The organism is Haladaptatus sp. AB618 (genome assembly GCF_024136965.1).
In the GTDB taxonomy this organism is placed as follows: Archaea; Halobacteriota; Halobacteria; order Halobacteriales; family Haladaptataceae; genus Haladaptatus.
Map to the genome: position 1 here is coordinate 1 of NZ_JAMYJX010000006.1, position 12,632 is coordinate 12,632.

Genomic DNA, 12,632 nt, shown 5'->3' on the forward strand with positions numbered 1-12,632 from the left:
CGGAACTGCCTCCTGAGTCACCACCGGAGTCTCCACCGGAACTGCCTCCTGAGTCACCACCGGAGTCTCCACCGGAACTGCCTCCTGAGTCTCCGCCGGAGTCTCCGCCAGAATCGCCACCGGAGTCGCCGTCGTCCTTGTCGCCGCCGTCATACTCCCAGCTATTATTGCTGCCCTCGTATCCGTCCGGGCTGTTGTCGTCGATGCCGTTCTCGATGTGGGAATCCATGACGGTGACTCCTTCGGCGTCGCTCGTGATGCGAAGTGCCTCGTTCCCGCTATGTGCGAGTGCCGAGACGCTTTCTATCATCGTTCCGGTACCGCTCTCCACGAGCGCGTTTTCTTCGGAGACGTAGTCGCCTTCGTAGATTACGACGTTATTCCCCGTGTTCGTCAGTGCCCGTCGACCCTCTTCCCCGCCGTGGTGGACTTTCAGATTGCGGAACTCGCTACCGTCGCGGTTGTTCTGGATGGCGCTCCGACTGCCATTGGTCGCTGCGTTCCCGGTAACGGTGACGTTTTCGAGGGAAACTGGCTGTTCACCCTCCTTGATTTTGATAGCCTCCGAACCGCCAGTCTCGTGGTCGACGGTCGTTCGCTTGATACTCGTCCGGCCCGAGGATTCCTGAATATAAATTGCATTCGTTGGGCCATCGGTTCGAACCGTGATAGTGGAGTCGACAACCGTTACGTCGTCCGCATCGCTCGTAACCCAAATTGCGGGACTATTATCGATGTTCGTCCGTATATCGACGTTCCGTGCGACGATACTGGCGCCTTTCTCCATGCGGAGACCACGCTGGGCGATGTCGTTGTTGCTTTCTTTGTCGACGATGATAGTGGCGTCCTCGACGTAACTGTTCTTGCCACCGATACGGACGTTCGAACTCAGACTGTTCTCGAAGTGACCACCTTCGACCTGGATGGCGCCGGTCCCGTTGGAGGCGTACAGTCCGTTGTCCGGGTAGCTTCCGAGCACACAGTTGCGGAATGTCATCTTCCCCTTGTTCGCTTCGTTGCAGAGGATACCGGTCGGTCCACGCCACAGGGAATCGCTCGGCGCGTGTTGTTCCACTACGGCTCCGTCAGGTGCCTCGAATCGTTCGACGAGACCGCTACCGTCCGAGTTGTGCACGACGGCTCGGAGCGGCCCCCACGTTCCACTGTCGTGTGTGCCTTTGACCTCGATATCGCGGATGGTCAACCCGTCTGTTACCTCGGCCTCGATGACACGAATACCAGTGTTTTCTGCGGTTTGATCGACGGTGAAATTCTCGACTCGTAGGTCTTTCCCGGGCTGATCCACGACGCCGAGTCGGAAGAGTCGGTAGTTATTGTCACCGCCACCGTCGAAGTCGCTGTAGTTCGCCGGGATGAGCGTCGCGTTCTGGCCAACCATCCCGAAGTTTGTGAAGCCAGTAAAGCGGAACTGCGAATCCATATAATACTCTCCTTCAGGGAAGTAAAGGAGCGTATCGTCGCCCGCGTTGTCTTGGAGTACCGGTGTGATGGATTCGTTTCCATCGTTGTCCGCTCCGGCCTCAGTCACATCAATGACGTTGTCGTACTGATCACTGTAGTCTGATTGGGATGAAGAGGCGGTTCCCATGATTGCAGACGATGCTATGACTGCTCCAGTTAGTTTGAGATATGTTCTACGGTTTGCGATATTTTGATTTTGCCTGTCTGACACCATCAAAAGTCCAGTCTCACCACCCCTTATTAATTATCTGGTGCTTAGTTCTATTTCCCTCGTTTTTCCACTGTTTAAAACTTCATGAACGGTATAAACAGTATTTCGTCATTGGGTTTTTAAAGTGAAAAATAATCTCACAGGGACATTTGAACAGAATATAAGAAAAACATAATTTATGAAAGCCATGTTTCGATGATACGTGATGCATGATGAAGCGATTCACCCAACCGGGGTGGGTGGATGAAGCTGAACCACAATGGGAAATGTGAACTACTTCGCCCTACGCTCTTTGCAGGAACCGACGTGCTTCCCGTAGGGAGCGCAGCCTCCACAGACGTTGACGAGAGCAAAGCTCTCGTCCGCACATCAGAAACACAACGTGTTTCTGAGGACGTTGACGAGACGCAAAGCGTCTCGTTCGCCAACCAGAATTCTTTGATTTCTGGTGACGTTGATTCGGAGCATCCCGCTCTTACTTTCTTTAGACTGCGAACGAGGATGTTGTACGCCACGTTCTAGTCCCTGTCTATGGAGAGAGAAAGAAAGTGCTCTCACAACCAGACACGGCGACATTGTCAGCTGATGGCGCCAAACGATGGCGTCGTACCGGGTTGTAAGAGCGTATCTCCACTAATGATCCGAACGAGGAAATAAGTTCGGCAGACATAGTCTGATTTTATTATATTATTTAACTAAGGAGTACGTGATATTCAGTAAATTAATATCTAATGTTGTTTTCTTTCAGTTTATTAAATTCTAATGTGAGGGTCTGTTACTCAATTTTCCGGCAGGAAAGTTCTAACAACCAGTCAATCGAGAACCGACCGTAGAATCACTCATCCACTTCGGACGGAGCAATCGGTACCCGAGGGTGCCTGACGGTAGAGAAAGAACAAACAGAACGTAACTACATTTGTTAGTGACCCATATGCTGTCGGAGATGGGGGATGAGCGAATCGATTGGTATCGTAGTGAATTGCCGTTGTGATTTGGTTTTGAGAAACTGGTCAGAATTTCTTTTTCCGATACGCTCGTTGGTTGAGTTGGCTCGGGGAAACTCGGCCACCACGCCTGTCTAAGTGAAGTCAGAGGCACGACTCGACAGGACCCTAAACGGTGAAATCAGTTCACCATCGGCTACCCGCTTGGCATTTAACCCGCATCATCTCGAATTCCGCCCCAATCGTTTGTGCCGTCACCGTACTCACGGAGTAGACTTCCAGGGTCGGAATTTTGGCCCGAAGCAGTACAACAGGTATTGTTTAGCGGACGACGGTTCTATGACTACTCTATGTTTTCTCGAACCATGCTTTCTTCCACGTCGACGTCCGGATGTTCAGCATTCGCATGTTCTTGGACTTGCTCAAGCACCTCTTCTTCAGTGACTCCTTCCGCGGTGAAGTCACATCCCTCGACCACACAACTGAATTGTCGTGGCATACTGCCTGCTAGCCCAGTGAATGGCATCAAACTACTGGCAGCCAGAATCGGGTTCGATAGACTGATCGAAAAGTACTGCTTGTGCAGGGTAGTTCCGATGTTCCGAACGAGTAGTGTTTATTGAGTCTATCTTCGATCCGAACACGATCGACGACGCAATGGGCGTTGATGGCCATCAGAGTCTCCATCGATTGAGCAGAAGTTCCCTAAGTGCCCGTGAATATTTTACACGCAGAGCATATGAATACACTATGGAGATGGACAGCGTCCGATTGGGATCCACAGGGCTCCGTGTGTCTGAGTTTTGCTTGGGAACCGCGATGTTCGGCCGGGAGATGGGCGATCATCTCGCTGCGACACCCGAGGAATCACATACGATTCTGGATGCATTCGCCAATGCTGGCGGGAATTTCATCGATACGGCGAATACGTATGCAGATGGGCGAAGTGAGGAGATCATTGGTGAATGGCTCAACGAACGAGACCGCGAAGAGTTCGTCATAGCATCGAAAGCATACTGGAACCAGATCAGCCCACTGAACGAGAATCTCTCCCGACCCGCACTCCGAACTGAACTTGAGGGGACGCTCGACCGACTCGATACGTCGTATCTCGATATCTATTACATCCATCGCTGGGACGACGACACGCCTATTGCAGAAACCCTCTCGACACTGGATGACTTCGTACACGAAGGGAAAGTCAACTATCTCGGTATCTCGACTGCGGCGGCGTGGAAACTCACGAAAGCCCTCTGGACGAGCGACGTTGAAGGGCTTGAGCGCTTCGAGGTGACACAACCGAAGTTCAACGCAGCGTATCGAGAGGACGTCCAAAGCTATCTTGACGTAACGGTCGACCAAAACCTCGCAGTGGTTCCATACTCACCCCTCGAAGGGGGGTTCCTCACCGGGAAATATGACCGCGATCAAGACGCACCGGAAGGATCACGCGGTGCAATCTCTGAGTGGGACGGGTTCGAGAAGCGTCAATGGGCTGTACTTGACACGGTGAAAGCAGTAGCCGAGGAGTGTGATACTGATCCTGCCGTCGTGGCACTCCGCTGGCTTGCAGATCACAACAGAGTCACTACCCCCATCCTTGGTGCACGAACTCGTGAGCAGATCGAAGAAAACCTACAGGCCGTTACCTGCACACTTACCGACAACCAACGTGACCGCATCTCAGAGGCATATTTCGAGGCCAGACAGCGCGAATAGTGCCTCCCTAGCGATACATCGCGAATGCTGATGACCGACCCGCTGATGACATCGAACGTGCAGATGCTGCGCTTGCCGCACTCGCAGCACAACATCTCAGCACAGGACCGACTACACAGGCATACGTTTCCACAACCGACATTGCTGCAGGGGAGGGTGCCGAAACAGTACTTGCATCGCACGGGTACGGCGATGCGGTCACCTTCGTGAACGCTTTCCGATTCATCGAGAATCTTATCCGGTACCTTGTGTCAAAGATGAAAATACTACGTCAAACACTTTCCGTTCAGCCTTCCGGAGATGCTGATGGAAAGTCGGTGGGGCCACACCCATTGATTCGGCAACATTCTCACCAGATGTCTCACGAGGCCACTCAAAAAAACCCGCATGGTAGGCAGCATCCAGGGTGGCGTGTTGTCGATCGGTGAGATCCGATACAAGATGCCGCAAAATGCGCTGGGAATCGTCGTGTGACCGCGTAATCTGCTGGCGGCGAATCATCTCGGTCTGTGGATATGCCTCTTCAACGGCGTCGATGACTCGGTGAATATCGACGCTCGGTGCGAGGTGGATCGTCATCTGGTACTGACCATCTTCGATGACGGTTTGCTTGACATGGCCACCGATCGAGGCGATAACCGAGAGTACGGGCGGCTCAGTTAGCCTGAGTTCGAAGCTGGTGGGATTCCCTTCCGAGTGTAAAGTAACCGTTTCCCAGTGAGGGAGCGTCTCGACGAGGCCGGTCAAGGCGTCGATAGCGACCGGAGTTGCGGTGCCATACACGAGGAACTCGTCATCACCGACAGGGACAGCGTTATCGAGTGTGATTGTCCCCTCCATCTCGACTGGAACGTCAAGGTCCGCAAAGATGTCCTGAGACTGGAACTTCAGTTCGACGAGTTCGTCGCTCATCAGCGCCTGTTTTCGCTCAGCAGCAGCGATGGTGTGGCCGATGATCTCACCGAGTTGCGCGACCAGCTCGCCTTCGTGCCCCTCAAACGCGAGTAGCCGCTCCGCATAGACACTCAATACACCATAAACAGTATCCTCATGGACGATCGGGATTGCTACAGACGATCGGAAGCCATACGATTCGATTTCGTCCCGCCAGGGGTCATACCGGGGGTCAGAGTCGAAATCCTGTGTCGTTTGTATCTCGCCTGTTCGGAACGCTCTGCCGATCGGACCCTTGCTCCGATCATCGTCGGGATCGACAGAGATCGTGATCCCGTCGAGATCACCCTCAATGCCAGCTTTAGCCCGCATGTTCACTGTTTGAGTAGCGGCATCGACATCGCCAACCCAGGCAAATAGGTACGAATCGGAGTCGGCAAGGTGCTTACAGACGGTCGCCTCAATCTCCTCGCGCGTGGATTGGTTGATGACAGAATCTATCATCTTTCTGATTACTTCGTTGAGACTGTTCAGCGCCGCGAGTTGCTCGTTCCGGTGGACGAGTTCCTGTTTGCTAGCCAAGCGTTTGTACGCAATTTCGGCGTTCGTCGCCAACAACCTCAGCAATTGACGGGTACTCGCATCAAATCCATCGACATCACGTGACCCAGCAACGAGAATTCCTTTGGTACTCAGTGGGACGAACAGACCGGCACGCATTTCGGTCGCATCTGGGGACATCTGGAGGTTTGGTGCCTCAAGTACGTTCTCGTAGTACTGGGGGTCGCCACCACTGAACACGCTGCCTGTGATGCTACTATCGTCGGACGGGACTTCTGGAAACTCCTTACGCATGAAGTCAGCCTCGCGAGACGTTTTCTCGGGGACGAGGCGGTCACGTTCGGCGTCGTAGTCATAGAAGACGACACCAGGAAGGTCGAGGACATCGCTCGCTGTCTCGATGAGTATTTGGCTGATTTCTGGTGTCGTGTCCGCTGTGAGGAATCCGCGTGACGATGTGTAGAGCGCTTGGAGTCGCTCTTCGTATTGTTTACGTTCGGTTACGTCCTGTGACATTACCATAGCAGCGAACACGTCATCATCGTCGGTAGTCAATGGGACCGTTCGAAATTCGAACGTTCGTCCCTGGACCTCCAGATCGAACGAGTTCGCCGTACCATTGAGTGCAGCACGGTAGTTTGGTTCGATGAGTTCCAAGACGTCCTCAGAATACACCTCTTGCATCCGTTTGTCTTGGAGGTCATTAGCGCTGAAATCCAGTTTTTCAAAGCCCTGTCCTCCGACAACCGTATGTTGTAGATCGTCGTTTAGGAGAGCGACTGCTCCGTTTGGGAAGTTCTCTACAAGCGTTCGGTAGCGCTGCTCAGATTCTTCGAGTGCCCGTTCACGTTCTTTGCGTTCAGTGATGTCTTGAACGACGCCGATCGCCCGACTGAACTCACCTTCGTCATTAGTGTGTAGTTCGCCGTGAACGATGATCCAGCCTTGTGTATTGTCCGCGCGATGATTCGACACTCGAAGGTCCAATCGCCCGTCTCGAACGCATCTTCGAATCGCTGCTCTACAGTATCACGATCATCCGGGTGGACGTGATCAATGAACCGTTCGAGACACCAATCTTCAACAGGTTCCTCGTAACCGAAAATGCGGTCGTGAATTGGAGAGTGGACGGGTGACTCGCTGGTCCGGAGATCGAGTTCCCACGTTCCCAGGTCTGCGGCTTCAAGCGCAAGTCGCAATCGCTCTTCGCTTTCGCGCAGCGCTTCCTCGGCCTCTTTGCGTTCAGTGATGTCACGGAAGTAGACCGAGAGGCCACTCTCGGAAGGATAAGCCGTAACCTCGAGCCACGCCTCAGCTGTATCCGAGTACTCCTCGAAGGTGACAGGGTTCTGGGTTTCCATTGCCCGTTCGTAGTAATCCCTGAATGAATGATGGAGGTCGCCGGAGAAAGCGTCCCAGACATTTTTGCCCAGAAGTTCTTCTTCCGTCCTCCCGATAAGCTCCTCGGCGTGGTCGTTGAGGTACGTGAACCTCCAGTCCGCATCTAGTCCGCAAACAGCGTCATTAATGCGGTCGAACACCTCGTTAAGTTCAGATCGCAACTTGGTCCGCTGGTTTTCGAGCTGCTGCTCCTTTTGTTTGAGGTCGGTAACGTCGTAGTAGAGTTCGACCCGGCCACCTGCGTACTCTCCAGACTGAATGGGTTTACTTCGGTGTTCGAGCCAGCGCTCTTCGTGCTCGTCACCCGCCATCACGTGGCATTCGAAATGTTCAGTATATGTGTTGTCGTCGTACGTCGCCAGAACCGTCTCCGCAAACACCTCCGAATTCTCGATGGCCCATACGATGTGCTCGTCGATCAGTTCGCGTTTGTCTCTGCCAATGACCTGCTCGCGATCAAGCCCAAAGTATCGTTCCGTCGCGCCGTTGATCCAGGCGATGTCAAAGTTCTCGTCGAGGACGAAGATGCCGACTTCGACGTCCCCGAGGACGTCGTCGATAAGGGACTCCGCAGCAGCCGACCAGTCAGGAGTAGCTTTGTCAGCGTTTGTTGGCGAACGCCACCATACACGGGCATTCGCGCCAACCTTTTTCGTTTTGATCTTGTTGTGCTCGACAAGCCGCTCCAGCCGGGCGTAGGTGCTCCGTCGACCGAGGTCAAGGGACTCAGCCACTTCAGGCGTCGTCCACGGTTCCTCAGACTCGTCGAAGATGGCGAGTGTTTCTCGAAGACTGTTGGTTAGCGATCCCGATTTCATCATCCTGTATACTGGATTGCCGGTCCATCAAGCTTCCGTCGATGGAGCCATTCTGGCGAGACAGTATCAATATGGTCGGATGTACATCCCCAAACAGATCCATCAATAAAATTTATATTATTGGATCAGAACCAGTTCAACCAGGCCAGTGAGAAGAACCTAATCACTTCTAGCGTCTCCTTACAGGGATCAAGTTCATTCATCAAAGATACGCTCACTGATATCGACCGAATCGGAGTGACCCCAATGTTCCACAACTCAAACAACATGATTGATGAAAAATCGAGTACAGACGAATTGACTGCAAGCGATCTTCACAGCTTGCTTGCGGTGGAGCGACGCCGTCTGATTCTCGATATCCTTACAGAGGGCGTCACCACTGTCGAACTCAAGGAATTAGTCGTGGAAGTTGTGGAGCGAGAAGACGGGATTGACACCACCGATGAGGACGTCATAGACCGCGTAACAATCGGGCTTCACCACAACCATTTGCCCCGCCTCGACGATGCAGGCTTGGTGGACTACGACCCAGATAGCCATACCGTCGATCCGAGCAAGTTGAGTAATTATCAGTTGGAAGAGTAAGATCAGCTTCGTACTGAATTGAGAGTGCTTATTCATTATCTGACGATAGGAAATTCGACGCCACTGTCTTTGGCTACTCACCCATTGACTCAGGTGTGGAATCTCCGTTTCCACCCGAGTCCCCTCCGGCACCACCGCGCTGGCCGAGGTCCTGATCAACCATCAGGAGGCCGGGACCGTCGTCACCGACGTGCTTGAGTTTATCCAGAACGGCCTGTGCTGTCGCCTCCTCCTCGACCTGCTCCGCAACGAACCACTGGAGCATGTTCTCGGTAGCGTTGTCGTTCTCTTCACGGGCGAGTGCGACGAGGTCGTTGATCATCTCGGTTATTTCGACCTCGTGTTCGTAGGCTGCCTCGAAGGCATCAGACGGACCGGACCACTCCTTTGGGGGACTGTCAATAGTATCCAGAGTAACCCGTCCGTCGCGCTCAATGACGAAGTCATAAATTCGCATCGCGTGAGCACTCTCCTCGTCGGCCTGGGCCCGCATCCACGACGCGAACCCGGGCAGACCTTCATCCTCGTAGTAGGCCGCCATCGAGAGGTACAAGTACTCGGAGTAGAGTTCAGCGTTGATCTGTTCGTTCAATGCCTCCTCAAGCGAATCTTTGAGCATAACTTCTAGACTAACGCTCGGCCATGGCATCATTGTTGGGGTCATCGACGCCCAACCTTATTCGAAGTCCATGGTTGGGAGGAGATTGGTATGCTGGCCGAATAACTCTCCTTCGTCTTCGAAGCCGCGGACTCGTAGAAGTCACCAACAAGTCCCACGAGACGCCCATAATCCAGGGTATACCGTGTCCATCGACGATGTGACTGACGAACTGATGGCCTACACGTTCCCACACCATACCCATCGGAATGGTTTGAAAAAACATACTACAATCGTAGGACCCAAAACATAGAAGGCGAGTCCATTAGAGACTGCTAGTTAGGTCATTCGTAGTCCTAAAATGTACACACAATTGTTGCCCTCTAACTTTAAAACAGATGTTCTAAGGGAATGGTTCTATGAGTATTTATGGTTAGCTCCCGCTCTCTTCATTGCAATTCTAACGTATTGTAGTTATCTAGCTACGCACCGATATCCGGCATTTGGTGGCGGCTTATTCCTTTCGATGGCAGAGCTGATTGCAAAGCACGGATACCAGTTCCCTCAAATAGTACCTCAGTATACAGCAAACGGAGTCCCGTTTGCGTATCCACCGTTGATGTTCTACTGTCTTGCCGTTCTTCATGGCATATTCCATGTGGACCTCTTCACACTCACTCGCTATCTCCCAGGAGTGATTACTATCGCAAGCTTACTCCCGTTTTACCTATTTAGCAAAGAACTGCTCCAATCTACTCAACGGGCGGGAATGGCAAGTTTCGTCCTTGCAGCCACACCAGTGTTTGTACGGTGGCACTTTTCCGCTGGCGGTGTGGTTCGAGCACCTGCCTTCCTGTTTTCGCTTGCTGGGTTGTACACAGCATTGCGTCTGTGTAAAACGACGTCGTGGCGGTGGATCACACCAACAGTCTTATTTTTCACATTAACCGCCCTTACCCATCCAGAATATACCCTCTTTCTTAGTGTGAGCATTATTGTCTTTACTAGCGTGTATTCTCGGACGATTCGCGGTTTTACATACAGTGCTCTCATTGCGATTTGTGGATTCTTCCTGACCGCTCCTTGGTGGGGAAGAATCATTTCGATCTATAGTATCGACAATATAATCTCAGCATCGAGTACTCATGGTGGTCTTGGAGGAGGGGTTAATATTCTATCAGGTATCATTCTTACCCCTTCTTATCCCTCTACAACAGCCTCAGCACAACCACATCTGTACGGCATCGTATTGACCTCCCTATGGTACGCTATTCCGGTCGTGGGTATTATTTATCTCATCAGGTCCCGTCGTCTTTTTCTCCCGGGATGGCTCCTTCTCGTCGGTATACTCACTGGGGAGCTCCGATTTATTTTCACGATCGGGGCGCTAGTGACAACCGTATTTATACTCGATGGGCTCATTCCGTGGATCACACGGCAAATACAACCGTCTCTGTCGCGTCAACATGCGCTTACCGCGGTATTATTGATACTCGCTGTTCTCGGCGGAAACATCATGACACTGTATGCCTCCAGCGCAGTTACGGACTATGGAGGTAGTAATTCGATGCCGTCGTTCATCGATAAACAGGACTACACAGCGATGCAATGGACACGACAGAATGTCGATCAGTCGTCGGAATTTCTCGTCATTGGGGATGCGGCAGAATGGTTCCCGTATCTGGCAAACCGTACAAATGTTGTCGGACCATGGGGGGTAGAGTGGGAACGAAGTCCAGTAGCGTATCAATGGCAGTATACAGCCTATCAACGACTTTCGACGACACGATCAATTACGGATTTAAATCAGAAAATAGCCTTGACGTCCACTGCTCCGGACTATATCTATGTTCCAAGGGGGACATACACCGTATATGGACGGGAGTATCATCAACGGCAGTCCCTCATGACGGAATTATATCGTTCGGACGAATATCGACGTATATACCGAAATCGCGGAGTCGTCATCTTCGAACGGACGACGAACTCATCCAGTTAGATGGTGGCGGATTTCTCCTATTCGAACATCCCCATGAGATGCTGGGTCGTCCGATCGACATCCCATGTGGAGGTGAAACTTTTCATTGCACCCGTTAGTTTTGTCCACGCTTCTGGAGCGATCACTAACCCATGGCTCATCGACGGTACATTCGTTTCGGGGCCTCGAAACCGAGCGATTTGCTGACGGAAGAATGGACCGAACGCTTCCTGTGACACGTCGTTTCTCGCCGGAATAGCACCCCTCGACAGTGTGAACCTTTTTTGCGTGTTGCGGGACCCGATATACCGTAAAAATTTGGCTGTACTCTCGTGTGATGGACTGTTCTCCGGGAATGGGAACAGAGTCAGACTGAGGAGGAAATCGTCTTCGGTACCGGGAAACGCCATATGGCCCCAATCTGTCCCGTAGCGGAACTCGTCGTCGGTCATGAGTTCCTTGGCGACCCAATCACCCTGATAGAAAAATGCAGAGTTTCCGTTTTGAAACCGTTTTACTGTTTGATCCCTGCTGGGTGAAATAACAGTCTCGGGGGACTGGTTACAATACTGTTTGACCGATTCCAGCGAACTCCGTATCGCATCCTCATTGGATCGAACGTTTCCATCCACGATGGATCGATGGGTTTGGAATCCGAACTCGCCTAACAGCATCGATTCCCACAATTCCAGGGTTGACCAGAAGGTGTTCGTCGCATGCACGACCCCGTCTGCCTCGCTATCCTCTTTGACAATTTTCACGGCGTCCAACAAACTTTGCGGGTCATCGATCGATTCTGGGTCGATACCAACGTCTTCCAAAATGTTGATATTATAAAACAGATCGTTGAGCCGGTGTATATTGAATGGAATCGCAACATACGATCGATTTACTTTCGACAGTCGCCTTACGATCGGTGAAAACGACTCCCATCCCGTCTTGCCAGACCAAAAATCATCACGAATCTCTGTAAGCGCCCCTGCATCACCATACGTCTGGAGATTTTCACCACCCCATGTCTGCCACGAACTGGGTGATTTCTCCTCTATGATCCGCTTTTTAACCGTCGTTTGCAAATCGCCACCTACCCGTCCACCAATGGTCAGATCATCCACCTTCAGATCCGGATGACGCTGCTGAAAGCCATCAAAAAGAGCGTGAGCAGCATCCTTTTCGAGAGAGGTTGACCACGAATGCAGAATGTCAAGTGATGTCGGTTGAGTTTGTCTTTTTTCTGTAGATGTTGATGTCCGATTGTTTTCTCGAAGACTAGAACAACCCGCAAGACAACTACTTGCTCCCAAACCTGTAAAAATCGATTTGAGATAGAAACGACGCGATTGCATAGTAGACATACTGAGGTAACCCTTCCTCCATCTTATAACATCTCATCTCGGAACTGCGACTGACGACTGCCTCGGTGGCTTCCCGCGCTGGCCAC

7 protein-coding genes and 2 pseudogenes are annotated in these 12,632 nt (G+C 52.1%); 3 read left to right on the forward strand and 6 right to left on the reverse strand.

Annotated features, from left to right (window positions below; genetic code table 11):
* On the reverse strand, positions 1 to 1,549 hold a 1,549-nt coding region (locus tag NKF26_RS17115; protein WP_253234652.1), incomplete at its 3' end, for a hypothetical protein.
* Between the two features lie 1,431 nt (positions 1,550 to 2,980).
* The gene (locus NKF26_RS17120) at positions 2,981 to 3,136 is read right to left on the reverse strand and encodes a DUF1059 domain-containing protein (RefSeq protein ID WP_190303831.1); all 156 of its coding nucleotides are present in this window, start codon (positions 3,134 to 3,136) and stop codon (positions 2,981 to 2,983) included.
* A 257-nt stretch (positions 3,137 to 3,393) separates the two neighbouring features.
* Here NKF26_RS17120 and NKF26_RS17125 point away from each other — a divergent pair, with 257 nt between their 5' ends.
* Both NKF26_RS17125 and NKF26_RS17130 read left to right on the forward strand, forming a co-directional pair.
* Positions 3,394 to 4,356, forward strand: coding sequence for an aldo/keto reductase (locus tag NKF26_RS17125; RefSeq protein WP_253227078.1), 963 nt, complete (start codon positions 3,394 to 3,396; stop codon positions 4,354 to 4,356).
* A gap of 11 nt (positions 4,357 to 4,367) precedes the next feature.
* Positions 4,368 to 4,595 (forward strand): annotated as a pseudogene (locus NKF26_RS17130) (hypothetical protein); the annotation flags it as partial.
* Here the strand turns inward: NKF26_RS17130 and NKF26_RS17135 are convergent.
* Positions 4,591 to 6,786, reverse strand: a complete 2,196-nt coding sequence (locus NKF26_RS17135; RefSeq protein ID WP_369682162.1) for a bacterio-opsin activator domain-containing protein — start codon at positions 6,784 to 6,786, stop codon at positions 4,591 to 4,593. The pseudogene NKF26_RS17130 and the gene NKF26_RS17135 sit on opposite strands and share 5 nt — an antisense overlap.
* A 44-nt stretch (positions 6,787 to 6,830) precedes the next feature.
* Positions 6,831 to 8,033, reverse strand: a pseudogene (locus NKF26_RS17140) (PAS domain S-box protein); the annotation flags it as partial.
* 117 nt (positions 8,034 to 8,150) lie between these two features.
* Between NKF26_RS17140 and NKF26_RS17145 the strand changes: the two are divergent.
* The gene (locus tag NKF26_RS17145; protein WP_253227069.1) at positions 8,151 to 8,615 is read left to right on the forward strand and encodes a hypothetical protein; all 465 of its coding nucleotides are present in this window, start codon (positions 8,151 to 8,153) and stop codon (positions 8,613 to 8,615) included.
* A 73-nt stretch (positions 8,616 to 8,688) separates the two neighbouring features.
* Here the strand turns inward: NKF26_RS17145 and NKF26_RS17150 are convergent, their stop codons facing one another.
* A complete protein-coding gene (locus tag NKF26_RS17150; protein ID WP_253234654.1) occupies positions 8,689 to 9,234 on the reverse strand; it encodes a ferritin in 546 nt (181 codons plus the stop codon).
* Between the two features lie 1,995 nt (positions 9,235 to 11,229).
* On the reverse strand, positions 11,230 to 12,546 hold the full coding sequence (locus tag NKF26_RS17155) for an ABC transporter substrate-binding protein (protein ID WP_253227067.1): 1,317 nt from the start codon (positions 12,544 to 12,546) through the stop codon (positions 11,230 to 11,232).
* Positions 12,547 to 12,632: the final 86 nt, after the last annotated feature.

Coding starts and splice junctions, on each gene's coding strand:
- NKF26_RS17155 (WP_253227067.1), bottom strand. CDS start 12,546: ATGTCTACTATGCAATCGCGTCGTTTCTATCTCAAATCGATTTTTACA.
- NKF26_RS17150 (WP_253234654.1), bottom strand. CDS start 9,234: ATGCTCAAAGATTCGCTTGAGGAGGCATTGAACGAACAGATCAACGCT.
- NKF26_RS17120 (WP_190303831.1), bottom strand. CDS start 3,136: ATGCCACGACAATTCAGTTGTGTGGTCGAGGGATGTGACTTCACCGCG.
- NKF26_RS17125 (WP_253227078.1), top strand. CDS start 3,394: ATGGACAGCGTCCGATTGGGATCCACAGGGCTCCGTGTGTCTGAGTTT.